General features: G+C 38.5%; 23 protein-coding genes. 4 read left to right on the forward strand and 19 right to left on the reverse strand.

Annotated features, from left to right (window positions below):
• Window positions 1-145 precede the first annotated feature (145 nt).
• Together JHE06_RS09705 and JHE06_RS09710 are read right to left on the reverse strand one after the other, a co-directional pair.
• On the reverse strand, window positions 146-469 hold the full coding sequence (locus tag JHE06_RS09705; RefSeq protein ID WP_058919158.1) for an AzlD domain-containing protein: 324 nt from the start codon (window positions 467-469) through the stop codon (window positions 146-148).
• Window positions 466-1,176, reverse strand: coding sequence for an AzlC family ABC transporter permease (locus JHE06_RS09710; RefSeq protein WP_201088641.1), 711 nt, complete (start codon window positions 1,174-1,176; stop codon window positions 466-468). Before JHE06_RS09710 ends, JHE06_RS09705 begins: the two co-directional genes overlap by 4 nt.
• A 302-nt stretch (window positions 1,177-1,478) precedes the next feature.
• Here JHE06_RS09710 and JHE06_RS09715 point away from each other — a divergent pair, with 302 nt between their 5' ends.
• Window positions 1,479-1,697: a hypothetical protein gene (locus JHE06_RS09715; RefSeq protein WP_058919160.1), complete on the forward strand. Its 219-nt coding sequence runs from the start codon at window positions 1,479-1,481 to the stop codon at window positions 1,695-1,697.
• A gap of 55 nt (window positions 1,698-1,752) precedes the next feature.
• On the opposite strand, the gene JHE06_RS09720 is transcribed toward JHE06_RS09715, so the two are convergent.
• The 10 genes from JHE06_RS09720 to murB form a co-directional block, all read right to left on the reverse strand.
• Complete coding sequence (locus tag JHE06_RS09720) at window positions 1,753-2,568, reverse strand: formate/nitrite transporter family protein (protein ID WP_058919161.1); 816 nt, start codon at window positions 2,566-2,568, stop codon at window positions 1,753-1,755.
• A 179-nt stretch (window positions 2,569-2,747) separates the two neighbouring features.
• Window positions 2,748-4,049, reverse strand: coding sequence for a pyrimidine-nucleoside phosphorylase (locus tag JHE06_RS09725; protein ID WP_058919162.1), 1,302 nt, complete (start codon window positions 4,047-4,049; stop codon window positions 2,748-2,750).
• Window positions 4,050-4,159: 110 nt separating this feature from the next.
• Window positions 4,160-4,831, reverse strand: coding sequence for a ribose-5-phosphate isomerase RpiA (gene rpiA / locus JHE06_RS09730; protein WP_058919163.1), 672 nt, complete (start codon window positions 4,829-4,831; stop codon window positions 4,160-4,162).
• A gap of 60 nt (window positions 4,832-4,891) precedes the next feature.
• Window positions 4,892-5,350 carry an ASCH domain-containing protein gene (locus JHE06_RS09735; protein WP_082664201.1) on the reverse strand — a complete coding sequence of 153 codons (459 nt, stop codon included), beginning with the start codon at window positions 5,348-5,350 and terminating at the stop codon, window positions 4,892-4,894.
• A gap of 277 nt (window positions 5,351-5,627) precedes the next feature.
• Window positions 5,628-6,701 (reverse strand): ABC transporter substrate-binding protein, encoded by a 1,074-nt coding sequence (locus JHE06_RS09740; protein ID WP_201088642.1) that lies wholly within the window; start codon window positions 6,699-6,701, stop codon window positions 5,628-5,630.
• Entirely contained in the window at window positions 6,698-7,531 is an 834-nt protein-coding gene (locus JHE06_RS09745) for an ABC transporter permease (RefSeq protein ID WP_201088643.1), read from the reverse strand. The genes JHE06_RS09740 and JHE06_RS09745 overlap by 4 nt, the downstream gene beginning before the upstream one ends.
• Complete coding sequence (locus tag JHE06_RS09750) at window positions 7,528-8,343, reverse strand: ABC transporter permease (protein WP_058919166.1); 816 nt, start codon at window positions 8,341-8,343, stop codon at window positions 7,528-7,530. Before JHE06_RS09750 ends, JHE06_RS09745 begins: the two co-directional genes overlap by 4 nt.
• A gap of 15 nt (window positions 8,344-8,358) precedes the next feature.
• Window positions 8,359-9,450, reverse strand: a complete 1,092-nt coding sequence (locus tag JHE06_RS09755; RefSeq protein ID WP_201088644.1) for an ABC transporter ATP-binding protein — start codon at window positions 9,448-9,450, stop codon at window positions 8,359-8,361.
• A 90-nt stretch (window positions 9,451-9,540) separates the two neighbouring features.
• Window positions 9,541-10,083, reverse strand: coding sequence for a helix-turn-helix domain-containing protein (locus tag JHE06_RS09760; RefSeq protein WP_201088645.1), 543 nt, complete (start codon window positions 10,081-10,083; stop codon window positions 9,541-9,543).
• A 238-nt stretch (window positions 10,084-10,321) separates the two neighbouring features.
• Window positions 10,322-11,224 carry a UDP-N-acetylmuramate dehydrogenase gene (gene murB, locus JHE06_RS09765; RefSeq protein WP_058919169.1) on the reverse strand — a complete coding sequence of 301 codons (903 nt, stop codon included), beginning with the start codon at window positions 11,222-11,224 and terminating at the stop codon, window positions 10,322-10,324.
• 270 nt (window positions 11,225-11,494) lie between these two features.
• Here murB and JHE06_RS09770 point away from each other — a divergent pair, with 270 nt between their 5' ends.
• Entirely contained in the window at window positions 11,495-12,184 is a 690-nt protein-coding gene (locus JHE06_RS09770) for an RluA family pseudouridine synthase (protein ID WP_201088646.1), read from the forward strand.
• An 82-nt stretch (window positions 12,185-12,266) separates the two neighbouring features.
• On the opposite strand, the gene JHE06_RS09775 is transcribed toward JHE06_RS09770, so the two are convergent.
• The 3 genes from JHE06_RS09775 to JHE06_RS09785 form a co-directional block, all read right to left on the reverse strand.
• On the reverse strand, window positions 12,267-12,938 hold the full coding sequence (locus JHE06_RS09775) for a potassium channel family protein (RefSeq protein ID WP_058919171.1): 672 nt from the start codon (window positions 12,936-12,938) through the stop codon (window positions 12,267-12,269).
• 14 nt (window positions 12,939-12,952) lie between these two features.
• On the reverse strand, window positions 12,953-14,332 hold the full coding sequence (locus JHE06_RS09780; protein WP_201088647.1) for a TrkH family potassium uptake protein: 1,380 nt from the start codon (window positions 14,330-14,332) through the stop codon (window positions 12,953-12,955).
• A 188-nt stretch (window positions 14,333-14,520) separates the two neighbouring features.
• Entirely contained in the window at window positions 14,521-15,420 is a 900-nt protein-coding gene (locus JHE06_RS09785) for a Gfo/Idh/MocA family protein (RefSeq protein ID WP_201088648.1), read from the reverse strand.
• Between the two features lie 139 nt (window positions 15,421-15,559).
• On the opposite strand from JHE06_RS09785, the gene JHE06_RS09790 reads away from it, so the two are divergent.
• The gene (locus JHE06_RS09790) at window positions 15,560-16,312 is read left to right on the forward strand and encodes an exodeoxyribonuclease III (protein WP_058919174.1); all 753 of its coding nucleotides are present in this window, start codon (window positions 15,560-15,562) and stop codon (window positions 16,310-16,312) included.
• 54 nt (window positions 16,313-16,366) lie between these two features.
• Here JHE06_RS09790 and JHE06_RS09795 read toward each other — a convergent pair whose 3' ends face one another.
• The 3 genes from JHE06_RS09795 to JHE06_RS09805 all read right to left on the reverse strand — a co-directional run bounded on the left by JHE06_RS09795 (window position 16,367) and on the right by JHE06_RS09805 (window position 20,159).
• Window positions 16,367-17,083 carry a GntR family transcriptional regulator gene (locus JHE06_RS09795; protein WP_058919175.1) on the reverse strand — a complete coding sequence of 239 codons (717 nt, stop codon included), beginning with the start codon at window positions 17,081-17,083 and terminating at the stop codon, window positions 16,367-16,369.
• Window positions 17,084-17,249: 166 nt separating this feature from the next.
• The gene (gene celB, locus JHE06_RS09800; RefSeq protein WP_201088649.1) at window positions 17,250-18,542 is read right to left on the reverse strand and encodes a PTS cellobiose transporter subunit IIC; all 1,293 of its coding nucleotides are present in this window, start codon (window positions 18,540-18,542) and stop codon (window positions 17,250-17,252) included.
• Between the two features lie 222 nt (window positions 18,543-18,764).
• Window positions 18,765-20,159, reverse strand: coding sequence for a glycoside hydrolase family 1 protein (locus JHE06_RS09805; protein WP_058919177.1), 1,395 nt, complete (start codon window positions 20,157-20,159; stop codon window positions 18,765-18,767).
• Between the two features lie 582 nt (window positions 20,160-20,741).
• Here JHE06_RS09805 and JHE06_RS09810 point away from each other — a divergent pair.
• On the forward strand, window positions 20,742-23,375 hold the full coding sequence (locus JHE06_RS09810) for a cation-translocating P-type ATPase (RefSeq protein ID WP_058919178.1): 2,634 nt from the start codon (window positions 20,742-20,744) through the stop codon (window positions 23,373-23,375).
• 74 nt (window positions 23,376-23,449) lie between these two features.
• Here JHE06_RS09810 and JHE06_RS09815 read toward each other — a convergent pair whose 3' ends face one another.
• Window positions 23,450-24,766 (reverse strand): PTS sugar transporter subunit IIC, encoded by a 1,317-nt coding sequence (locus tag JHE06_RS09815; protein WP_058919179.1) that lies wholly within the window; start codon window positions 24,764-24,766, stop codon window positions 23,450-23,452.
• Between the last annotated feature and the right edge of the window lie 40 nt (window positions 24,767-24,806).

A 24,806-nucleotide genomic window follows, 5' to 3' on the forward strand; every position in this document is an offset into this window, starting at 1 on the left:
TCCAACTATTCTTGATACTTGTTCCTTCAGCACCAATTATAGCATGATTTTCTGCTGAAACGAGCAATAAGCCATTTAAGAACAGCAAAGTCAGACTATCTATTTTCTGTACATCAGCATGTTTATTTTTGAACGTGCTCTCTGCTTAAAATAAATACACCATTAATGTAATACTCAAGACTCCCAAAGCCATCGACCACAATAAATTTTTCGTGTAATAAGCAAAAATAAAAACCAATATGGAAGGCAGCAGCTTAACGTTGATCAATGGATTTGAGTTCAATTTCCCTTCCCAGAAAAAAATATCTGAAAAAATCAAAGCTGAAAAAATAGAAACTGGAATAAAAGACATCCATTTCTCAAGTTTTTCAGGAATCGTTCGTTTGCTCAAGACTAACAACGGGATCATGCGCGGCAAATAAGTGACGATGGCCATACCAACAATCAGGAGCCAAGGATTTGAGTTCATTGTGCCCACCCCTTTTCTTTGGTTTTCTTTTTCGTCAAGTAGCTATCTGCAAAATACCCGACAAAAGAAGCTAAAATTGCTGCAATAACGAGAGCAATGTTGTGTTTCAATACAACCATCAAAATAATAGAGACAACTCCTGAAAACAATCCGACAAAAACAACTAGTTTAGAAACCAATTGATTGACTAGCAGATAAATAAACATGGCGATCAAGACGTAATTCATAATGGTCGTATTGATCGCCAATGTGCTGCCAATCCACCCGCCAATAGCTGTACTGATGCTCCAAGTTAAATAAGCCCATAAATTAGCCGCTAATGCTTTCTGAGCTGTCCAGTCATGATTTTGAAATTGATTGTAATTCACGGCATAAGCTTCATCGGCTAACGTATGGCTGAAAAGCAAAATAAAGGGCACCGAACTTTTTTTAACATAGCGCGACATACTAGAACTCATTAATGAATGTCGTAAATTCAAGAAAAAAACCATCGTAATAATAGCTGGTGCCGTCACCCCCATCACAACCATCGATGCAGCCATAAATTGGCTTGCACCGGCAAAAACCAATAAACTCATCAGAAAAATAGCCGGAATAGAAAATCCAGCGTCATATAATAGCATGCCACAAGCCATTCCTAAAGGTATGTACCCAATCAGCACAGGATAAATCGATTTAAATCCTGCCTGCCAAACTTGTCTTTCCATCTCCTTGCTCCTCTCGGTTTGTAAACTTTAACAGCAAGTATAGCACAACTCTCATCATTTTTTCATTTTTCTTTTTAAACTTTCTAGTGGATTCTGCCATGTCTCATCTTAGTAACAAGCTTTTAAGTTGTGCTTTTCGGCCGACAGCCGAAAAGATCCGATTGGATTGGATAATGCTAGTTGAGGACCGTAAAAACTCTAAAGTTCTGTACTTAAGGTACGCACACTCTCAGTTCTGCTTTGTCTCACCTTAGTTGTTTGGTATACTAAAGCAATAGTAAACCTTTGAAAGTGGGCTAAATATGTTAAAACGAATTGTTTATGGCAGTTTCTTAATGAGTATCGTGTACTTTATCAGTTATTTCTTTTTTTCCGGCTTAAGAAATCTCATTATCCGTGGAGGATTTTGGGCTGTTTTACATGCGACAATGAGTTTTATTTTGATTATCGGTATCTTCAGCATTGTCTTGCTTGTCTTGCGCTATTTATTTGTAGGTCCTGATCAAGACCAAAAAAAATGAACCAACAGATAAAACGAAAGCTCATTTTATCTGTTGGTTCATTTTAATTTTTCCGTTACTCTTTGATGATAGTATGCAGTGTTGCCTCTGGTTCAGCCAATGGCTCAGCCGCCTTTTGATGATAAGCTTGGTAATAAAATAACGAAACAAAAATAGCCCCGCCTACAACATTTCCCAAATAAACAGGAACCACATTAGCAATAAATTGGCTCCATGTAGCGCCACCTTCAAAAATAGCTGCTGGAATGATAAACATATTCGCCACACTATGCTGAAAGCCGATCGCAACAAAAGTCATTACCGGAAACCAGACTCCCATGATTTTCCCCATACTATCTTTAGCTCCATAACATAACCATAAAGACATTCCTACAAACCAGTTAGCTCCAATCCCTGATAGAAAGGCTTCTAATGGATGGGCAGAGATTTTCGCTTGTGCTATTAAAATGGTTTCCTGCAAATAAGGCTCAGCACTTGTCAATCCGAGCACATGTCCAAAAACATAAGCAACAGCTACGGCTCCGATCAAATTAGCAGCCGTAATCACTGCCCAATTCTTTAACAGTTCTTTGGTAGTGACTTTTTTATCCCACCAAGCAAGAGAAACGGCCATAATATTGCCGGTAACTAATTCTCCGCCTCCCAATAAAATCAAAATCAGTCCTATCGGAAAAACACACGCTCCAATAAACGTTGCTAAGCTACCCCACTCTTCGATCATAGGTGCTGCTACTCGCACATACCCTAAATAACCCAAAGCAATCAACGCTCCGCCTAAAAAACCGAGAATCCATTTTGCTTGTAGTGTTTTTTTGATTTTTTTTTGGCCGGTTGCGATAACCAGCTCCATTATTTCTTCTGGTGTGTACATTGCTTTTCTCCTCTCTGCTCAACAAGCAGTATAATCACTTCGCTCTTTTTCTTACGGTTTAATTGCTCAACTAATCACATATAAACGCAAAAAATAAAAAGGCAATCTATCTATTATAGTTAGAATACCTTTTTATTTCATTTTAAGCAATACTTTTTTGAATTTTGATTGTGAATAGTTTAATCAACTATAACTTCGTGAATCAAAGGAATAGGATCTGCCTCTTCTGAAATGGTTAAGCTTTCCCATATTTTTTCTTCTACTTCAGGAATTTCTAGTTGGTTGCTATGAATTGTTAGCAGAGGATCGCCTTTTTTTACAGCGTCTCCTACTTTTTTATGCAAAACCAGGCCAACAGCTAAATCAATCTCGCTATCTTTTGTGGCGCGGCCGGCTCCTAACATCATCGCAGCTACTCCTAGACCGTCGGCAACAATTTGAGACAGCTTTCCGTCACGATCAGCCAGAACTTCTGTTTCGTAAGCGGCTTGTGGCAATAATTCAGGATTCTCAATAACTGAAATGTCTCCACCTTGAGAAGCAGCAAAAACTTTGAATTTTTCCAATGCTTTTCCATTCGTCAAATTTTCTTCCAGTAAAGCTCTGGCTTCTGACAAATCACTTCCCACTCCTGCTAAATGAACCATTTGGCTGCCTAGCGTTAAGCATAAATCGACTAAGTCCGCAGGGCCATGGCCATTTAACGTATCAATCGCTTCCTTGATTTCTAGAGCATTTCCAATAGCAAATCCTAATGGTTGGCTCATATCTGAAATAACGGCCATGGTATCACGTCCCACCATTTTACCGATTTTTACCATTGCATGAGCTAATTCACGTGCGTCTTCAGTTGTCTTCATGAATGCTCCCGCGCCAGTTTTAACATCCAACACAATAGCGTCTGCACCTGAAGCGATTTTTTTACTCATGATCGAACTAGCGATCAATGGAATGGAATCGACCGTTCCTGTGACGTCTCGCAAAGCATACAATTTCTTATCGGCTGGGGTTAAATTACCCGATTGCCCCACGACCGCTACTTTATTTTTGTTCACCAATTCAATAAATTTTTCTTCCGTCAACTCCACATGAAAACCAGGAATAGCTTCCAACTTATCAATCGTTCCGCCGGTATGGCCTAACCCTCTCCCGCTCATTTTAGCGATTGGAACTCCTAAGCTGGCCACTAAAGGCGCCAAAACTAAAGTAGTTGTGTCTCCTACGCCGCCTGTAGAATGCTTGTCTACTTTTATGCCGTGGATAGCGGATAAATCAATCGTCTCGCCGGAACGAACGATGCTCATCGTTAAGTCGCTTCGTTCTTGATCGTTCATATCTTTGAAATAGATGGCCATCGCCATCGCACTCATTTGATAATCAGGAATGTCTCCTGCTGTAAACCCTTGTATCATAAAATCAATTTCCTCAGTTGTTAATGCTTCCCCATGTTGTTTTTTAGTAATCAAATCTACTATTCTCATCTTATCTATTCCCTTCTAGTTGCTATTACATTTTTATCTTATCATACAACGAAATGATAACGGTTTCAATGGTTTTGAAAGTTTACCCACCGTAAATCGGCGGGTTGACCTTAACGAGCCGTTATGACTTCGACACTGTCTTTATGCCCAACCAAGATGGTATCGACCTGATCTAAAAAGAGTCCGTGCTCTACCACACCTGTTAAACTATCTAACCAAGCAGCCAGTGTATGAGGGTGTTTGATTTCCCCTAAATGCAAATCAATTATGTAATGACCGCCATCGGTAATGTAGGTTTGGCCTGCTTCATCTAAACGAAGAGTCGGCTGGTACCCTTTTGCTTCAAATAAACGAAACAGCTGCTGGTAACCAAACGTCACGACTTCAATAGGTAATGGGAAAGCACCTAACGTTTCGACCATTTTACTGCTGTCCACGATCCACATGACTTTTTTAGAGTGATCAGCTACCATTTTTTCAAATAAATGAGCACCACCGCCGCCTTTTATGCCTTGGTAATCGCTGCTGATCTCATCTGCTCCGTCAATCGTCAAATCGATTTCTTTCACATCATTTAAATCTTTTAACGGAATGCCCAATGCTTCTGCTTGTTCTTTGGTACGCAATGAAGTCGTTACACCAGTCATCGTCAAACCTTCTTGCACTCTCCGACCCAGTGCTTCAACTAAATAATAAGCTGTTGAACCTGTCCCCAGTCCAACGACCATCCCGTCTTTCACATACTCTGCTGCTTTTTCTCCAACCATTTGTTTGATATTCATGTCTGTTTTCCTCCTAAATTGTTTCAGAAAGTACTAGATTCACATCACATCTTCTTGCTGTCAGGCTGCATACACTAATTCAAATTGTTCACAGACAATCTCCATTGTCGTTGAAAACAGTTGGTTTTTATTTTCACATTGATGTTGAAAATAAGGTTGATAAACCTTACGCCAGTTCGTCAAAGTTCGGTCGCCTTCACCTTCTTCGTAAGCTATCTCATCCGTCACTTCATCAAACGGCATGATGGAAACTTTCAATGTTTGAACTACACCAATCGCTTGTTGATTGCCGTCTAAAATAATGGAATAATCACCTTTTTGCGGCACTGGTCGATCATTATCTTCGTATTCTGACAATAACGTCGTCCTAGCCGTTTTCAAACCTTCTAACACCAATGCAGCTGCTTCATTTGCAGTGCTTTCGTTATCCCCGAATGACAATAATTCATAATGACTTGGCAAATTAGGGATTTGCAGGTTGAAATTCTCCCATAATTCTTTTGCTGATTCGTTTATCATTGCTCCACCCTTACTTTTCTCGATACTGTGAAACAGGCAAATTAAGTTCATTTCGTAAATTTTTTTCTGTCTCATGCATCGTACTTAGCTACTCATACTAACTAACAATCAAAGAGTATTGTACCATAATCCGTTAAAATTTGTTCGGTTTCAATTTTTTTCTTTGAGTCAGCTGACTTATTATTATTTTGTCATTCATTCAGATTCTAGCACAACTTTTTTAGCAGTAAAAAACACAATCTTCCACTAAAGAAGATTGTGTTAAACTTATCTGTTATTAATTTCGATGCATTTTAAATTCCAAGAAAAAGTCATTATAAATGCCAATGTACTTTCTGCCTAAGTCTTCATAGACTTCCAAATTTTCCATCGTTTTTGAATCTGGATAAAACTGTTCATCTTCTGTGATTTCATCTGGCAGCAATTCCATTGCGACTTTATTTGGAGTAGAGTACCCTACATACTCAGCATTTTGGGCTGCATTTTCCGGCTCCAACATGAAATTGATAAAGGCATAAGCAGCGTCCAAATTTTCAGCTGTTTTAGGGATCACAAAGTTATCAAACCAAACATTCGAACCTTCGCTTGGGATAACGTAATGCAATCGATCATTTCCATCCAACATTTCTGCAGCTTCACCTGAAAAAGTGACCGCTACAGAACTTTCTTCTTGAATCATATACATCTTTATTTCATCTGCGACGATCGCTTTGACATTTGGAGTCAAACCATCTAATTTTTCAGCTGCTGCTTCTAGCTCTGTTTGATCCTTAGAATTTAACGAATGGCCTAAACTGTTTAAGGATAATCCCATAATTTCACGAGCTCCATCAATCAACATCACATCGTTTTTCAAATCTGGGTTCCATAAATCATCCCAATGCTGAATCGCGTCTTCTGCGATAAATTTATCATTGTAAATAATGCCCAACGTTCCCCAAAAATACGGAATCGAATACTGATTTTCCGGATCAAAGGCTTTATTTAAAAACTGTTCATCTAAGTTTGCCATCCCTGCTATTTTTTCATGATCTAATTTAACCAATAAATTTTCTTTGATCATCCGTTGAATCATGTATTCACTGGGAACAGCCAGATCGTAAGTTGTTCCCCCTTGTTCAATTTTAGTGTACATGGCTTCATTCGAATCAAAAGTCTCATAAGAAACTCGATAGCCTGTTTCTTTTTCAAACTTTGTGATCAACGCTGGGTCGATGTAATCTCCCCAATTGTAGAGACTCAATGTATTATCAGATGTAATGCCTTGCGCTTTATTGAGTTGGCTGACTGAAAAATAAATTCCGCCGCTAACCATTAAAATCAATAATACGAGAGTGATCAAACGTTTCATCGCATAGTCACCGCCTCAGTTTGATGCAATTTTTTATTTTTTTGTTTTTTTGTCACATTGTGTTGTTGGATAAAGTAATACCCAATAACCAATATTAACGAAAAGATAAACATTAACGCACTTAATGCATTGATCTCCAAGCTAACACCTTGGCGTGCCCTCGAATAGATTTCTACTGCTAATGTTGTGAACCCATTGCCTGTTACAAAAAAGGTTACCGCAAAGTCATCCAGTGAATACGTAAATGCCATAAAAAATCCTGCTAGGATTCCTGGTGTAATGCTGGGCAAAATCACTTTGCTCAATACTTGCCAATTATTGGCCCCTAGATCACGAGCTGCCATAATCATTGAATCGTTCATTTCTTTTAATTTAGGCAACACCATTAAAACCACAATGGGTATACTAAAAGCAATATGAGCCAGCAATACCGAAGCAAAACCTAGTCCAAAACCAATGAAAGTGAATAAAATCAGAAAGCTGGCTCCGATGATAACATCTGGTGAAACCATCAAGATATTGTTCATACTTAAAAGTGCGTTGCGTGTTTGTCGTTTCTTAGTGTAGTAAATAGCCAATGCTCCAAAAGTTCCAACAATAGTTGCAATCAAAGAAGACAATAAGGCTACCAAGAATGTATTCAAAACAATTGTAATCAACCGAACGTCTTCAAAAACAGCCGTATAGTTATCCCAAGTAAACCCGCTAAACTGATTCATATCCCCGCCCGCATTAAAAGAGTAAAAAATCAAATAAAAAATAGGAGCGTAAAGAACCGCAAAAACCAAGATCAAATAAAGATTGGAGAGTTTAAATTTTTTCTTTTTCATTTATGATTCTCTCCTTTCTTTCGCTTTTCTCCTGTTGCCAACATGATAAGCAACATAGCGACGATCAGCACCACGCCTATCGTCGAACCCATTCCCCAGTCCTGCGTTACTAAAAAGTGCTGTTCAATAGCTGTTCCAAGTGTTATCACGCGATTTCCACCGATTAAACGGGTCAACATAAAGAGCGACAAAGAAGGAATAAAAACAGCTTGTACACCGCTTTTCACACCGCTCAAGGTCAAAGGAAAAATCACACGCCGGAACGTTTCAACATTATTTGCCCCTAAATCACGGCTTGCACTAATATAAGAAGGGTTTAATTCTTCTAGTGCATTAAAAATAGGCAGAATCATAAAAGGAATCTCAATATAAGTAGCTACCAGCAAAAAACTGACATCCGTAAATAAAATTTGTTGCCGGCCAATTCCGATAAATGCCAGAAAATCATTGACTGATCCATTGGCACTAAAAATACCAATAAACGCGTAAGCCTTTAGCAGCAAATTGATCCATGTCGGTAAAATGATCAATAACAACCATAATTGCTTGTGCTTGGTTTTATTCAGCAAGTAGGCTGTTGGGTAACTGATGAGCAGCGTCAAAACAGTGATCAAAAAAGCATACCAAACGGAATTTAACGTCATCGTCAAATAAGTGCTGGACTCAAAGTACGTTTTATAGTTTTCAATTGTAAACTGTCCATCAATGGAAAAAAAAGACTGATAAAAGATCAAGAGTAATGGAGCAATCACAAATAAAACCAGCCAGATGCTGTAAGGTATAAAATAAAGAGCTTTAGATTGTTTCGTCATTTGTTTTGCCTCCTCTTAATCTTCATCGTAACTCTCAAGACGAGCATCAAATTCTTGTTCTGATTCGCCAAAACGCATCACATGCACATCTTCTGGTTCAAAATAAAGTCCGACTTCACTGCCGACCTCAGCTTTTTTTGTCGAATGGACCATCCATTCGTTGCCATCACGGTCATAACCAATAATTTCATAATGAACCCCTCTAAACAACTGAGTATCAACTTTGATCGTTAGTTTCCCCTGTTCTACAGACGTCAGCACTAAATCTTCAGGACGCAGCACTACTTCTACTTTTTCATTCGGTTTCATTCCGGCATCAACACATTCAAATGTATGCCCAACAAAAGAAACTTGGTAATCTGCCAACATGTGTCCATCAACGATGTTGCTCTCCCCAATAAAATCAGCTACGTAACGATTGATCGGTTCATCATAAATATCGACTGGTGTACCGCTTTGAACGATTTCCCCGTCTTTCATAACAAAGATCTCATCGCTCATTGCCAGAGCTTCTTCTTGGTCATGAGTGACAAAAACGAATGTGATCCCAAGACGCTGCTGCAGCTCTCGCAATTCATACTGCATTTCTGTTCTTAGTTTCAAGTCTAAGGCTGATAATGGTTCATCCAATAACAGAACTTCCGGTTCATTAACCAATGCGCGCGCAATCGCTACCCGTTGTCGCTGTCCACCTGACATCTCACTGATTGCTCGGTCTCCATACCCAGACAACCGCACCATTTTTAAGACTGCCTCAACTTTTTCTTGGATCGCTTTCTTTCCCATTTTTTTAATGCGTAAACCAAAAGCGATGTTTTCAAAAACATCCATATGCGGAAATAAAGCATAGTCTTGAAAAACGGTATTTACTTTTCGTTTATTGGCAGGAAGGTCATTGACAACTTTTCCATCCAATGTGATCGTCCCTTCAGTCGCTTCCGTAAAACCCGCAATTAAGCGCAAAATAGTGGTTTTCCCACATCCTGAAGGTCCCAATAAGGTATAAAATTTTCCGCGTTCAATATCAAAATTGATGTTTTTTAAAACAGCTTTATCATCGTATTGTTTTTTTATCTGATCGAATCGAATAATTGCGTTCTCTGCCATCTTTTCATGCTCCTTTTTTGGTTCTTATTCATTCTATTCATCATAGAACCGAACCTTTTTAAATTCTAGTATTCTGCTTGTTCCCTTCGGTCAGAGGTAGGATTCCGTTACTACCATCAACAGTAAGCTTTCTCCTTGATGATCGTTGATAATTTTATGTTTTTCAGTTGCATGAAAATAAATCGAGTCGCCTTTAGCTGCAAAATAACGTTTCAAACCGATTTCCACACAAACCCGGCCTTCTTTTACATAAGCAAATGTTTCAGCTAAAGAAGGGCTGAACTCTTTAAATTCGCCTTTTTCAGCCAGCTTTAAAAAAATAGGTTCCATTTCATTTTCATTGGCTTCCGGAATCAGCCATTCAATTTCATAACCTTTATCTGGATCTTCAAATCGAGTCATCTCATTGCTTTGGTAAACGACTCGTTGTTCGATATGCGTCTTATCGAAAAAATCTTTCGGGCTGCAGCCCAATACTTCTAATATATCGAAAAACACTTCCATAGAAGGCATACTGAGATCTCGTTCCAATTGAGAGATATAGCCTTTGCTTAAATTAGTCCGTTCTCCCAATTCTTCTTGAGTAAAGTTCTTTTGAATGCGTAGATTTTTGATGCGTTTGCCAATTTCCATTTTTTTCCTCCTGTGCTCTTTCAACTCTTTGTTTACTTTCAGTAAACAATCACCCACAAAAGTTTAGTCAGAGTAACCATTTAGTTTACTAATACCTTCTATATTATATATTTTTTTATTGTAAAATCAATAAAAAAAAACCGCTAATGGAATAAATCCACTGCGATCTTCTTGTTTTTATTATAACCTAGGTTAATTTAATCTTTTTTGTGAATAACTATAGGACAAAATTCTTTCTCTAAAGGTCTTCACCAATAATTCTCACTTCCGGCACCAATTCAACACCGGTATTTTCTAAAATAACTTTCTGAATATAAGCAATCAGTTCAATGTAATCAGTAGCCGTTGCTTGGGCTATATTGACAATAAAACCTGCATGCTTTTCTGAAATCTGTGCCCCGCCCCAGATTTTACCTTGCAAACCGGCTTCCTGGATCAACTTGCCTGTAAAATAGCCTGTAGGACGCTTGAAGACACTCCCACATGAAGGGTATTCCAGCGGTTGTTTCGACTCTCTCAAAAAGGTCAACTCTTCCATACGCTTTTTGATATCAGCTGGCTTGCCTTTTTCTAAATGAAACTCAACTTCTAAGACGATATCGCGTGTTTCTTGAATAGCACTGTGACGGTAGCTGAATTCCAGGTCTTTATTTTTCAGTGTTTTTATTTCGCCATCCCGTGTTAAAATCGTCACCGTATGGATCACTTCACTGACTTCACCTTCATAAGCCCCAGCGTTCATAAATACAGCGCCGCCGATACTGCCCGGAATCCCACAAGCAAATTCTAACCCTGTCAAACCGGCTTCAAGAGCCGCATAAGAGGTATCGATCAAACGTGCACCACTTTGTACGGTTATCTGATGTCTGTTAACAGTAATGTCATTCATTTCTGTTAAAACCATCACCACACCGTGGATTCCGCCATCTTTAACAATCAAGTTGCTTGCATTTCCCAAAACAGTCAACGGCACTTGCTGCTCGTTGATCCATCTTACCATTGCAGCAACTTCTTCTTTTTCTTTCGGCAATACTAAGATGTCTGCCGGTCCGCCTGTTTCGGTATACGTGTAAAGCGATAATGGTTCATTTGCTTTGATCATTGAATTTGGAAATACTTTTTTCATTTGTTCTATTAACATTATTTAAAGTCCCTCTCGCGGTTAATTTACTATAAAACATTCTAACATGTTCCGCATTCATTTGAATAGCCCTAGCTCTATTTCTTACCTTAAATTTAGTTTTCATCTTCTTTAAAAATCACGTTTAACATTTTCAAGCTTCCTTTTTCTCATTTCCTTCGCTATACTGGTTCTTGCAGGTACGACAGAAATCAAGTTTTTAAAAAAACTGCTTCAATCATGGTTTTCTCAGATCGTTTGCAAATATGATTTAGTGGGGGCCAGCCTTTCATGAACATCTCGATTTTGTATGAAGATAATCACGTACTCGTTGTTGAAAAACCGGTTAACATTCCGGTTCAAGCCGATAGCAGCGGAGACCTTGATTTATTAACGCTTTTAAAACAAGACTTAAAAAAACGGTACAATAAACCGGGTAACGTTTTCCTGGGATTAGTCCATCGGCTAGATAGACCGGTCGGTGGAGCAATGGTATTTGCAAAAACGTCGAAAGCAGCTTCACGGTTATCTGATTTGATGAGACGCCAAGAAATCACTCGTCATTATTTAGCCGTTGTCAGAGGAACACCTATCAAAAAAAAGACGCAGTTAGAACATTACTTGCTTAAAGATACGAAAAAGAACAAAGTGTCAGTTGTTTCGTCTCAGCAAAACAAAGCTAAAAAAGCTGTTTTAGAATACAAAGTATTTGAAAAAAACAAAAACATGGCTTTACTTGCTGTTAAACTGCACACTGGTCGTCCTCATCAAATTCGCGTACAGCTGTCTTCCGTTGGTCTGCCGTTATACGGCGACCAAAAATACGGTTCACTAGTGAATCAATCAGGACAACAACTAGCTTTATGGGCTCGTTACCTTGAATTTAAACATCCGGTCAAAGACACGGTCATTAAAGTCCATTCTGCTCCACCTGAGCAGCACCCGTGGACCCTTTGGACGGAAACAGCCACCACAATTTAGCGAACCAATAGCAAAACCTTCGCTGCAGAAAAAATGACGGCTTTCCAAGAATTCTTGGAAAGCCGTCATTTTTTTACTGTTATTATTTTAATTTATTCAAGTAATCATAGCGTTCAAAAATCTCAGATTCCGCAATGCCTACAATAATATCGGATCCATCAATGATATAATCAGGACCAAAAGAAACATCCAGCCTTTTCTCTGGTTTTCTTCTGATTCCGATCACATTCATTTCATACCGTTTGCGTAAATCTAATTCTTGCAAACTACGTCCTACCCATCTGGCTGGCGGATAAAACTCGATCACTGCGAATTCATCATCTAAATCAACGATATCCGTAATATGGCGTCTTAATAAATTTTTAGCCACTCGCGTTCCCATTTCTTTTTCAGGACGAACGACTTTTGTTGCACCGACAGCGTATAAAACTTCCATAAAAACTTTATTTTTAGCTTTTGCAACAATCGTATTGATTCTCAACTTTTTACAGTTCATTACAGCTAAAACACTCGCTTCTAAACTAGTACCAGTTGCAACAACAACTACATCGCAGTTATCAAACCCGATGTTTTTCAAAAAATCTAAATCGGTAATATCTCCTTGGATAGCTTCTGTTACATACGGCTCAACACGATCCACATTATTAACATCTAAATCAACAGCAAGCACTTCGCAGTCAAAGTCGCTCAATTCTTTAGCAATCGAAGAACCAAATACCCCTAAACCTAATACACCAATTGTTTTAACTGCCATTTCTGCAACTTCTCCTATCCAATTAAAATATTTGTTTTCGCATAGATACGTTCTTTGCCTTTTCGTTTCCGTCTAATGAGACTTAAGAAAATAGTAATTGGACCAATACGTCCAATAAACATCAGCAGCATCAGCGCTGTCTGACTGATCCGCGAAAGTTCCGGCGTCAAATTCACACTAACTCCTACAGTTGCTAAAGCTGAAACAGCTTCAAACAGCAAGTTTAAAAATGGCTGGTCTTCAACAATGAGTAACACACTGACTCCCACCATTAAACACATAAAGAAGCTGGCGACTACCACAATAGCTCTGCGAATCGTTTCTATTGGAATAGTGTGGCGCGCGTAGTTAATGTAACGCTGTCCTTTGATTTCATTATGAATCAATAATAATACTAAAGCAAAAGTCGTCGTTTTAATTCCCCCAGCTGCTCCGCCAGGCGATCCTCCGATAAACATCGTAAAGATAAAAAATAGTAACGAAAAAGGCAGAACACCTGCGTAATCAATAGTTGCAAAGCCCGCTGTTCGCATCGTAACCGTTTGGAAAAAAGAAGCTAACACTTTTTGTCCAACAGTAAAAGTACCAATCGAATTAGGATTATTCCATTCAACTACCATAAACATTATCGTTCCAACCAAAATCAAAATAAGCGACATGTTGATTGCTAGTCTTGTATGAGGTTTTAAAAAACGATAAGTTTTTTTAAATCCTAGTCTTTTTTTATTTTTTATAATGGAGTGAACATTATGAGTAACATCAAACCAAACTGAAAACCCGATTCCTCCCAGAATGATCAACGAGGCTAATACTAGGTTCACTAAAGGATCGTGTACATAATGTTGAAGGCTGATTGCTCCCATATTATCAAACCCTGCATTACAAAACCCTGAAACGGCTAAAAATAAAGATGTAAAAAGACCTTTACCCCAACCGAGTTTGGGAACAAAACGTATTGCCAATAACAACATGCCCGCTCCTTCAATCAGAAAGGTATATTTGATAATTGACCATAAATAAGTTTTAAAATCATCTAGTTGATCTCGGTTAAGTGCTTCTTTAACAGCCATCGTATCTGTATAGCTGATTTTCTTTCCTAATCGCATGACGATTGTCGCTATGATCGTCATTAATCCAAGGCCCCCGGTTTGCATCAAAACAATACAAATTACTTGCCCAAAAACTGTATACGATTCGGCTACAGGAAATGTAAACAACCCTGTTACACATGCCATAGATACTGCGGTAAACAAGTTATCGAAATAAGTCATTTGTGATGTTGCTAAAGTACTGATGGGTAAAGATAATAATAAAGATCCTATAAAAATGACGAATGCAAAACTAAAAGCTATCTTAGTCGATATCGATAGTCTTCTAAATTTATTTAACAGCATTTGAAAAAACCTCTTCCTCTAAATTCCTAGACGCATGAATGTATTATAGACTCATTTTCCGAAAAGTAAAGACCCAACTAAAACTGCTGCTTTAACGAAAAAAGAAGCCTTTACGACTTTCTTTTTCCCGCCTATTTTAGGTTTTTTAATTAGATATATTTCTGCTTATTTCAAAGAATAAACGAGTGCTATTCGCCGCTGATAATTTGATGACACAATTGATGCGACAAAAGGGTTGATTCAAGCGAAACAGGATTTTTACCAGATTGAACTGCTGCTAAAAATAAACGGATCAAAGGAGCAAATCCTCTTTTCTCAAGGGTCGGTTCCCAATCGCCAAAAGGCTCCACTGTTTGTTTGCCAGCTACGTCGCTTTGGTAGTCCGTCAAATTAACGACACGGTGCATGCCGGTCGGTGAATGAACTTCTACAGATTCATGGTTTGCGCCTGACACATAATTCATTGAAGCTACACAAACCGTTGTTGCAGTTGCTAAATGCAAAATACAATTCTTCAATTCTCCGTTTTCTTCCGTCACTTGATAAGAAGTCACTGTAACCGGACCATCTAGTAGATACAAGGCGGTGTCCACAACATGAATAAACATATCATAAACGGCAAATTTCACTGTCCCGCTGCTGTTGGGCTTTGTTTTTTGAACGAAGAGCATATTTTTGTCAGGTACTTCTTTTAATTTTTGGATCATTGGAGCAAAGCGACGATTAAATCCTGCTACAAGCAGCAAGCCCTTTTGTTTGGCTAACGCCATCAATGCCTCTACTTCCTCTAACTCTTCGCTAATGGGTTTGTCTACATAGACGTGGATCCCATTTTCTAACAACTGTCTCACAATTGCTGCATGGGTATGAGTTGCCGTATGCACAAATGCTGCTTCAATTCCGCTTTCCAGCAATGCTTCAATCGAAGGATACAAATGAGAGACGCCATATTGCTGGCCGATCTGACTTAACTTCTCTTGGTCTCGTGTGTATAAATGCCATTCTACTTCATTTTGCATCGCCATAGTGACCGGCAAATATGCCTTTTGTGCGATTCCGCCTAATCCGATAACGCCTACTTTTAACATATGTACTCCCCATTTCTTTAATCTTTCTTTCAGTTTATCAAACACTTCTCTGATTCAGCAACTATCTACTCATAATGTACTATCTTTTTTTATTCGTGTACAATAAGGTTATCAAACATTTTTAAAGGAGCTACTTACTATGAAATTTATCTCTTGGAACGTAAACGGTTTGCGTGCGATTGTAAAAAAAGGTTTTTTAGATATTTTCAATGAGCTGGATGCAGATTTTTTCTGCTTACAAGAGACCAAACTGCAAGAAGGGCAAATTGACTTACAACTTCCGGGTTATTACGATTACTGGAATTATGCTGAAAAAAAAGGGTATTCTGGAACAGCTATTTTTACGAGACATAAACCCCTAGATGTTTTTTACGGCATCGGAAAAAATGAACACGACTCAGAAGGCCGAGTCATTACATTAAGCTACCCTGATTATTATGTCGTAACTTGTTATACCCCTAACTCTCAAAGCGAACTGGCCCGGTTAGATTATCGGATGTCCTGGGAAGAAGATTTTTTAGCTTACTTAAATCAATTGGATAGTGAAAAACCTGTTATTCTCTGTGGTGATTTAAATGTTGCTCATGAGAACATTGATTTAAAGAATTGGAAAACCAATCGTAAAAATGCCGGTTTTTCTGATGAGGAACGCATGAAATTCAAAACCTTATTAAATCATGGATTTATTGATACGTTCCGTTACTTTTATCCAACCCTTGAAGGCGTCTATTCTTGGTGGAGTTACCGATTTAACGCTCGTAAAAATAATGCCGGCTGGCGGATCGATTACTTTTGTGTCTCAGAAAGACTCAAAGACCAGCTTGAAGACGCTAAAATTCACACCGAAATCATGGGGTCTGATCATTGCCCTGTCGAACTAACGTTAAAATAAAAGAATAAAGTGCCTCAATCGTAAATAAGTAAAAAACGGTTGAGGCACTTTTTATTAAATATTTTTATTAATATCCGCCATAGTATAACTTCTAGTATCGTAACGATGACGGCTTCGCGAATATTCGAACGGCCGGCCATCTTTTAGATAAACCACTTGTTCTACTTCTAATACTGGATCATCTGATTTGCAATCGAGGTATTCTTGATCGTATTTAGAAGGCTTATCCGCATGGATTTTCCTAAAAGCTCCGCCAAATTGCAACCCTAATTCTTCATGAATGTAACGGTAAATAGAGTGCTCCATGATTTCTTCTGTCAGCCCCGTGGCCAAGTCCGTCGGCATATGCGTATGCTCCAAGACATAAGGTTTCCCGTCAACGATACGCAATCGAATCAGGTTGTAAACCGGTTGATTTTTTTTGATCATTAAGTGCTCCATGATTTCTTCAGAAGGAAATTCCACATTAAATTGAATGACTTTACTCGTGATTTCATGTCCTTTCAATTGCTTTGTTAATCCATCGTATTCATTTACAACAGCATCTTGTTTGTTTAGCAGCGCTGTTTTCATGACATACGTACCGGACCCGCGCTGACGATAAATCAGTCCCTCCATCGCTAAGATATCCAGTGCTTTTTTCATGGTCATACGACTGACATTGAATTCTTTAGATAAGCTGATTTGATCAGGGATAAGCGACTCTACTGGATAGACGCCTCGCAGAATCCGTTTTCTTATTTCATTGGCTATGGCTTCATACTTCACCATTTTAGCACCTCCTCTGTTTCCAAGAACATCATAACTTACCTGTCTATAAAAGACTAGTCTTTTGCGTGTCTTTTCTACATTATTTTAGCGTTTATTTTGTTTAACTAACAAAAAAAGTAAGCAGCTAGTCCAATTCGACCAGCCGCTTACTTTTTCAATACTGTTATTAAACGTTTTCAGGTTCACCCATATCGACATGTCCTAAATTGGTACGATCGATCAGTTTTAAGAACGGGAACCAAATTACGCCAATAAGTGCCATATCGATGATTTGGAGCAATCCGCCCATAAACGAGCTGGTTGCCATAATTCCGTTGATGATAACAGGTACCGTCCACGGAACCGACACTCCGGTTGGTGTTGGGAAAATATTGGTCGCCATCATAAAGTAGTTGAAGGCGGTCACCACCATTGGTGCTAAAACCCAAGGAATAAAAATCGAAGCGTTTAGTACTAACGGCATACCGAAAATCAACGGTTCATTTACATTAAAGATAGCTGGTCCTAAAGCTAAGCGCCCTACTTCTTTCAATTGTTTGCTCTTCATAATGAAACCCATTAAAAGAACGACTATCAACGTGCTCCCAGAACCACCCATTCCTACTGTATAAATTTCCATGAATGGTTTAGTTACGATATGCGGTAAAGCTTCGCCTGCTTTATAAGCATCTAAATTTTCCAACATTAACGTATTCCAAATGGGGTCCATTACTGAGTTGACAATGATTTGTCCATGTAATCCAAAGAACCATAAGAATTGTACAAAGAAAACGGCAACCAGTGTAGCCGGTAATCCACTGCCTAAACCTGTCAATGGAACTTGAATGACATTATAGACTACATCGTGTAAGTTAGTTGCAAATAAGCCGACAACGGCTGCATTTACTAATAAAAAGACAGTTAATGTTATAATTGCTGGTAGTAAAGCTGCAAATGATTTTGCTACTGCAGGCGGAACTCCTTCAGGCATTTTAATGACGATGCCTTTTTTAACGATACGTGTGTAAATTTCCGCTGCAATGAAAGCTGCAATCATCCCAATAAACATCCCTTTAGCCCCTAAACGGTCTAAAGTCAATACACCGGTGATGGCTTCGCCACCTTCAGTCACTGCATTGAACGGTGTCAAGATCAGATAAGCAGATAAAGAAACAGCGCCACCATAAATGGCTTCTACGTCATAGGACTTGCTTAGATAATACCCAATACCAAAAGTAACAAAAATGGTCATGATCGACATAGTCGCGTTTTGTCCATTACCAAACAACGTTCCTAATGTACCTTTTGTTGCATCGCTGAAAAATGGCAAGTTGTTTAAAACTACTACAATAGATCCAAACATAGTGATCGGGAATGAAAGCATAAATGCATCACGTAAAACTTTCAGATGTCGGTTTTCTCCGAGCTTTCCAGCAATGGGCATTAGTTTTTCGCCCAGTTTATCAATAAACTCATTCATTGATAATACCCTCTTTTCTTTTTATAATTTTATAGAGTCTTTATTCGCTTTCCAACTAAAAAGCGGCCTATTTTTTAGTCAGATACCATCTTGTTGAAATCGATTACAAAAGAATTGTATCACCTTTTATTATTAATGTCTAGTCTTTTTTAAAATAAAAACTTGCTTTACTTTGAGTAAGCAAAAACCAGCCTTCAAGACTGGTTTTTGTTACGTATCCTGTTATGCATTAAAACCGTTTTGATCGGTCATTTCTTTAAACCAGCGACCACTCTTTTTAATTGTCCGTTTGCCTTCTTGCTCTAAATCAACTGCAATAAAACCATAGCGGTTTTTATAAGCATTTGTCCATGACCAGTTATCCATGCATGTCCACATATGGTACCCCTGGACATTGCTGCCTTCTTGGATAGCTTGATGAACATACGCCAAGTGGTCTTTCACAAATTCGATTCGGTAATCGTCTTCAATTGAACCATCCGCATTGATATAGTCTTCTTCACCCTCGACTCCCATACCGTTTTCAGAAATGAAACAACGAATGTTGCCATAATTCTCTCTCAAATTTGTTAAAATATCGTAAATACCTTTTTCGTAAATTTCCCATCCTCGATAAGGATTCATTTTACGGCCTGGCATAATATAGTTATCAAAGTAATCGTCCGGCATTGGCCCTTCAGCTAATTTAGTTGTCGTTTCTTTCGCTTTGATTCGACGTGGCTGATAATAGTTTACACCGAGTAAATCAACTGCATTTTCTTTAATGGTCTCTAAATCGCCAGTTTCAATTTCAGGTAAGTGATCGATGTCACGCAATAACTCGATTAAATCTTGAGGAAACTCGCCTTTGACTGAAGAATCTAAAAAAGAACGATTAAAAATAGCATCAGCAATAGCAGCTGCTTTAACATCTTCAGGATTATTTTCATCTCTTGGATAACTTGGTGTTAAATTCAAAATAATTCCAATTTCACCTGTTTGATTCATTTCGTGGTAAACTTTGATCGCTTTAGCGCTGGCTAGCACTTCATGGTATCCTACTTGAACAGCTTTTTTCATATCAACTACGTTTGGATAATGGAATTGATACAAATAACCGCCTTCTACTGGGACAACCGGTTCGTTATGTGTAAACCATTTTTTAACTCGGTCTCCAAATAATTCAAAACATGTTTTAGCAAAAACAACATAAGCTTCCACAGTCTCACGGTTTAACCAACCGCCTTTTTCTTGTAACGCCATTGGCATATCAAAATGATATAAGTTTATAAAGGGTTCAATGTCATTCGCAATCAATTCATCGATCACTGCATTGTAAAAGTCAACAGCCTTTTGATTAACTTCCCCAGCACCTTCTGGGAACAAACGGCTCCATTGAATAGAAGTCCGGAAACTATTGTGTCCGGTTTCCTTCATTAATTGAATATCTTCTTTGTATTTTTCATAAAAACGCGACGTTTTTTCTGGTCCTACTTGGTGAAAGAATTTAGTTGGTTCTTGTTCATACCAGTAATCCCAGATGTTTTGTCCTTTGCCATCGCCTTCATATACGCCTTCTGTTTGTGGTCCGCTGGCAGCAGAACCCCACCAAAAATTTTCAGGAAATTGATATTTCATATAAATGCACTCCTTTTCATTGCTCACTTTTAATTGTCTATACATTACAATAAAACAAGTATACATTTAAATGATAACGAATACAAGCCAGAGTTAACTCTTTTAAAATTTAATGTTTTCATGAAATTTTCATAAACCCATTTTTTTCATTGCTTTATTCCTCAAAAATAGCTATACTAAATTCAAGAAGAAATCGACAGGCTAGCCATATTCATACATAAGGGAGTAACAGGCAGCAGCAGCTGTGGCAACATCACCAACAAGTAGATTCGCAAAATTTACTGGTGTTGTCTTAAATTGTGAGACTTATGCACATTGTTTCTGTAAAGAGACAATTCTGCATAAGTCTCTTTTTTTATCGATTTTCTTAAAATTAATAAAAGGAGGTATTTCCGTACCGGTCTAGAAACACCATTTGTTGGAGTGCTTTCTTTAGAGAGGGTTTTACGACTTGTTTTCGCACTTTTAGGACAAACTAGCCATACCTAAGCAAGAGATTTTCGTAAAACCGTAACCGATATGCCAGTATCTAAATGTAGAGAATTTCTATTCGTATATAAAAACTATTAAGGGGTGTCTTATTTGGAATTTTACCAAAAAGAACAAGATGTATTGTTGTCAGAATTAAAAAGTACGCCAAACGGCTTACAAACGAGTGAAGTAAACGCACGTCTCGAAGAACATGGGCATAATGAATTAAAAACGAAAGCAAAAGATTCTGTCTTAAAGCTTTTCTTAGAAACGTTTAAAGATGCGATGGTCATCGTTCTATTGATCGTTGCAGTCGTTCAGATTTTAATGGGTTCTGTAGTAGAATCCTTCATTATTTTCGCTGTGTTGATGATCAATTCAGTGATCAGTGTTGTTCAAACAAAAAAAGCTGAAGGTTCATTAGATGCGCTTAAAAACATGTCTGCGCCGTTGGCCAAAGCCATCCGAAATGGCGAAAAAGTGACGATTCCTGCTAGAGAGTTGGTTCCTGGAGATATCGTGATCTTAGATGCAGGAGATTATGTTCCTGCTGATGGTCGTTTGCTTGAAGCCGGATCTTTGAAAATTGATGAAGGTATGCTAACCGGAGAGTCCGTTCCGGCAGATAAAGATACTGAGACCATTGCTGATACAGTCCCTGTCGGAGACCGTTCCAACATGGTTCACAGCGGTACTTTGGTCGTTTACGGACGCGGTCTTTTTGTTATCACCGGAACTGGTAATAACACCGAAATCGGTCAAGTCGCTAACTTGCTTGAAAATGCCATGACCAAACAAACGCCGCTGCAAAAGAAATTAGATCAATTCAGTAAACAATTGGGTATCGGCATTTTAATTTTATCTGTCGTTATTTTTGCCATTGAAGCTGCTCGTATTTATTTTGGCGGTTCATCGAATATCAGTGCGGATATGTTGAACGCCTTTATGTTTGCCGTTGCTGTTGCTGTTGCAGCTATACCGGAAGCTTTACAATCTATCGTAACGATCGTTCTTTCGATGGGAACCAATAAAATGGCCAAACGACATGCTATTATTCGTAAATTACCGGCTGTTGAAACATTAGGAGCAACTAGCGTTATTTGTACGGATAAAACAGGAACATTGACACAAAACAAAATGACGATCGTCGATTACTTCTTAGCAAACGGCAAATCAGGCAAATTTAATGACCATCCCGATACGTGGTCATTTGATGAAAAACGCTTGATGCAAATTGCTGTTTTAGCAAATGATTCCAATATCAATGAAGAAGGCCAAGAATTAGGCGATCCTACTGAAGTTGCTATGATCGCTTTCAGCAATAAAGTCAACAAACCTTATGGCGAACTGCGTACGAGTTACCCTCGTGAAGCAGAATTGCCTTTTGATTCCGACCGTAAATTAATGTCAACTGTCCATACCATTGATGGTGAACGATTGATGTTAACCAAAGGCGGCCCAGATGTTGTTTTTGCCCGCAGTACAAAAATATTGGTTGATGGCGAAGTCTTGCCATTAACGGAACAACGATTAAAAGAGTTGCAAGACCAAAACGAATCTTTCTCTGACCGTGCGCTACGTGTCTTAGCATTTGCTTATAAACCGATTGGAGCAAATCAAACAGTTAGTTTTGAAGACGAAAACGAGTTGATCCTAGCGGGTATTATGGCGATGATCGACCCTCCTCGTGAAGCTGTTTATGGCGCTGTTGAAGAAGCTAAAAAAGCTGGCATCAAAACGGTTATGATTACGGGTGACCACAAAACAACTGCACGTGCAATTGCCCGTGATATTGGAATTGCTGAAGAAGGCGATATCGCATTGACCGGACAAGAATTAGATGCATTAAGCGAAAAAGAATTGCATGCTAAATTAGAACAAATTTCAGTTTATGCTCGTGTTTCTCCAGAAAACAAAATTCGTATCGTACAAGCATGGCAAGATAAAGGCAAAGTTTCCGCTATGACCGGAGATGGTGTTAATGATGCTCCGGCTTTAAAACAAGCTGACATTGGAATTGCAATGGGAAGCGGAACAGACGTAGCTAAAGATGCTGCAGCAATGGTCTTGACCGATGATAATTTCGTTTCTATCATCAACGCTGTTGAAGTAGGCCGGAATGTCTATGACAATATCAAAAAAGCCATCGCTTATCTTTTTGCCGGCAACTTAGGAGCTATTATTGCTATTGTCGCCGCTTTAATTATGGATTGGGTTAACCCTTTCACTGCTTTACAACTGTTGTTCATTAACTTAGTTAACGATTCCGTTCCGGCAATTGCTTTAGGTATGGAAAAAGGCGAACCAAATGTCATGTCTCGTAAACCAAGAGACCCAAATGAAGGGATTTTTGCTGGTCAAACTTTAGTTTCTGTTCTTTATCGCGGAGCATTGATCGGTATAGCTGTTATTATCTCTCAATATATTGGACTGGGTTATTCAGATGAAATGAGTATCGCAATGGCCTTTACGACTTTAATTTTAGCTCGTACATTGCAAACTTTCCCTGCTCGTTCAAATTCACAAACCGCTATCGGAGCTGGCTTCTTCTCTAACGTGTACGTCTTATTAGCCGTTCTCTTCTGTTCTGCTTTATATGGATTAACCGTTCTTCCAGGTATCCGTGAATTCTTCTCAATTCCTGCCAACTTTGGCTGGACACAATGGGGAATTGCTGCTGGATTAGCTGCTGGAGCAGTAGTCTTAATGGAGATCACTAAGTTAGTGATCCGCAAAAAGGACTAATTAAAAAATAATGCTCAACACAAAAACCCGCTGCGACTATTTTTCGTCGTAGCGGGCTTTTTGTCGTTTTAATATTACTCCATCGCTCCCTGCATTTCCGCATTAACGGCTGTTTGACCCTCCATTTCAATGTTATAGGCTTTCGTATCTACTAATTTAAAGAAAGGGTAGTAGATAACGACACTGAGCAAAATTTGAATGACTTGATAAACCCCTCCGCGCCAACCACTCACTAGGAAACCAGCAATAACTGGAGGTGTTGTCCATGGTATATTGGCCCCATTCGTTAAAGGAACCAAACCTGTAGCCATAACAAAGTAAGTCAAAATAATCATCAACAGTGGCGTTATTAGAAAAGGAATCAGTATAATGGGATTTAAAACAATTGGCAATCCAAAAATAAGCGGTTCATTAATACCAAACATTGCGGGACCAAAAGCAAGTTTTCCTAACGTTTTAAATTGAGCTGAGCGTGCTGCAAATAAGCATAAAATAGCTAAACCGATTGTTCCTCCAGCTCCGCCGACTTTGACGAAATTTTGATAAAACTGATAGTTCACAATATGCGGCAATGCATCTCCGACTGCAAAAGCTGCAGCATTGTCAGCAGTCGATGACAACCAAATTGGAGTCATAACTGCTCCAACAATATTTGAACCATGAATTCCAAATGCCCACAATATAAGTTCGAAAAAAACAATTATCAATGTCGCTGGCAAAGAAGTTCCTAGGGCCGTTAAAGGCGTTTGCAAAAATTGAAAAATAAAAGCTTGTACTGTTTCATAAGAAGTAAAACTAAAACCAATCCGAATAAAGTTAAAAGCTAAAATAACAAATAATGCCGGAATCAAAGCTGTAAATGATTTTGAAACATTAGAAGGAACAGAATCGGGCATCTTGATAGTCCAGCCTTTTCCAACTACCCATCGTGAAATTTCAACGGCTACAATAGCCGTGATCATTCCAACAAATAGTCCACTTGCCCCTAAATTGCTAGTTGGAATGCCTGCAACGCCATCTGCTGTAGAAATCGTTGGAGTTAGAATTAAAAAACCGACAATTGAAATAACAATCGCTGATAAATCGTCTAATTTATAATAGTTAGCCAGTGATTTGGAAATACCTAAGATAACAAATAACGTCATAATATCCATCGTCATATCGTAAGGTACTGTGAAGTAGCTGCTCCAGTTTTCTCCAAGAATGGATGCCATAAATTCAGGATATCCATTAATCGGCAAGTTGCCGAAAAGTAAGAACATAGAACCTAAAATCAAAATAGGCATAGCTCCAAAGAAACCTGTTTTTATAGCTGATAAATAACGATTTGAATCTAATTTGTAAGCAATCGGTCCCATTTTTTCTTGAAGAACATCTAAAAATTTATCCATTATTAACACTCCTTAGTTCATTATTTTTCCCTCTCCATAA

The sequence above is a fragment of the Carnobacterium sp. CS13 genome (assembly GCF_016653495.1).
GTDB lineage: Bacteria > Bacillota > Bacilli > Lactobacillales > Carnobacteriaceae > Carnobacterium_A > Carnobacterium_A antarcticum.

Excerpts from the sequence above, each read along its gene's own strand:
- murB (WP_058919169.1), bottom strand. The coding sequence starts at position 11,224 with ATGTTAATAGAACAAATGAAAAAAGTATTTCCAAATTCAATGATCAAA.
- celB (WP_201088649.1), bottom strand. The coding sequence starts at position 18,542 with ATGAATGAGTTTATTGATAAACTGGGCGAAAAACTAATGCCCATTGCT.
- JHE06_RS09795 (WP_058919175.1), bottom strand. The coding sequence starts at position 17,083 with ATGGTGAAGTATGAAGCCATAGCCAATGAAATAAGAAAACGGATTCTG.
- JHE06_RS09750 (WP_058919166.1), bottom strand. The coding sequence starts at position 8,343 with ATGACGAAACAATCTAAAGCTCTTTATTTTATACCTTACAGCATCTGG.
- JHE06_RS09735 (WP_082664201.1), bottom strand. The coding sequence starts at position 5,350 with ATGATAAACGAATCAGCAAAAGAATTATGGGAGAATTTCAACCTGCAA.
- JHE06_RS09740 (WP_201088642.1), bottom strand. The coding sequence starts at position 6,701 with ATGAAACGTTTGATCACTCTCGTATTATTGATTTTAATGGTTAGCGGC.
- JHE06_RS09705 (WP_058919158.1), bottom strand. The coding sequence starts at position 469 with ATGAACTCAAATCCTTGGCTCCTGATTGTTGGTATGGCCATCGTCACT.
- JHE06_RS09815 (WP_058919179.1), bottom strand. The coding sequence starts at position 24,766 with ATGGATAAATTTTTAGATGTTCTTCAAGAAAAAATGGGACCGATTGCT.
- JHE06_RS09770 (WP_201088646.1), top strand. The coding sequence starts at position 11,495 with ATGAACATCTCGATTTTGTATGAAGATAATCACGTACTCGTTGTTGAA.
- JHE06_RS09785 (WP_201088648.1), bottom strand. The coding sequence starts at position 15,420 with ATGTTAAAAGTAGGCGTTATCGGATTAGGCGGAATCGCACAAAAGGCA.
- JHE06_RS09710 (WP_201088641.1), bottom strand. The coding sequence starts at position 1,176 with ATGGAAAGACAAGTTTGGCAGGCAGGATTTAAATCGATTTATCCTGTG.
- JHE06_RS09745 (WP_201088643.1), bottom strand. The coding sequence starts at position 7,531 with ATGAAAAAGAAAAAATTTAAACTCTCCAATCTTTATTTGATCTTGGTT.
- JHE06_RS09720 (WP_058919161.1), bottom strand. The coding sequence starts at position 2,568 with ATGTACACACCAGAAGAAATAATGGAGCTGGTTATCGCAACCGGCCAA.
- JHE06_RS09725 (WP_058919162.1), bottom strand. The coding sequence starts at position 4,049 with ATGAGAATAGTAGATTTGATTACTAAAAAACAACATGGGGAAGCATTA.
- JHE06_RS09760 (WP_201088645.1), bottom strand. The coding sequence starts at position 10,083 with ATGGAAATTGGCAAACGCATCAAAAATCTACGCATTCAAAAGAACTTT.
- JHE06_RS09780 (WP_201088647.1), bottom strand. The coding sequence starts at position 14,332 with ATGCTGTTAAATAAATTTAGAAGACTATCGATATCGACTAAGATAGCT.
- JHE06_RS09755 (WP_201088644.1), bottom strand. The coding sequence starts at position 9,450 with ATGGCAGAGAACGCAATTATTCGATTCGATCAGATAAAAAAACAATAC.
- JHE06_RS09790 (WP_058919174.1), top strand. The coding sequence starts at position 15,560 with ATGAAATTTATCTCTTGGAACGTAAACGGTTTGCGTGCGATTGTAAAA.
- JHE06_RS09805 (WP_058919177.1), bottom strand. The coding sequence starts at position 20,159 with ATGAAATATCAATTTCCTGAAAATTTTTGGTGGGGTTCTGCTGCCAGC.
- JHE06_RS09775 (WP_058919171.1), bottom strand. The coding sequence starts at position 12,938 with ATGGCAGTTAAAACAATTGGTGTATTAGGTTTAGGGGTATTTGGTTCT.
- rpiA (WP_058919163.1), bottom strand. The coding sequence starts at position 4,831 with ATGAATATCAAACAAATGGTTGGAGAAAAAGCAGCAGAGTATGTGAAA.
- JHE06_RS09715 (WP_058919160.1), top strand. The coding sequence starts at position 1,479 with ATGTTAAAACGAATTGTTTATGGCAGTTTCTTAATGAGTATCGTGTAC.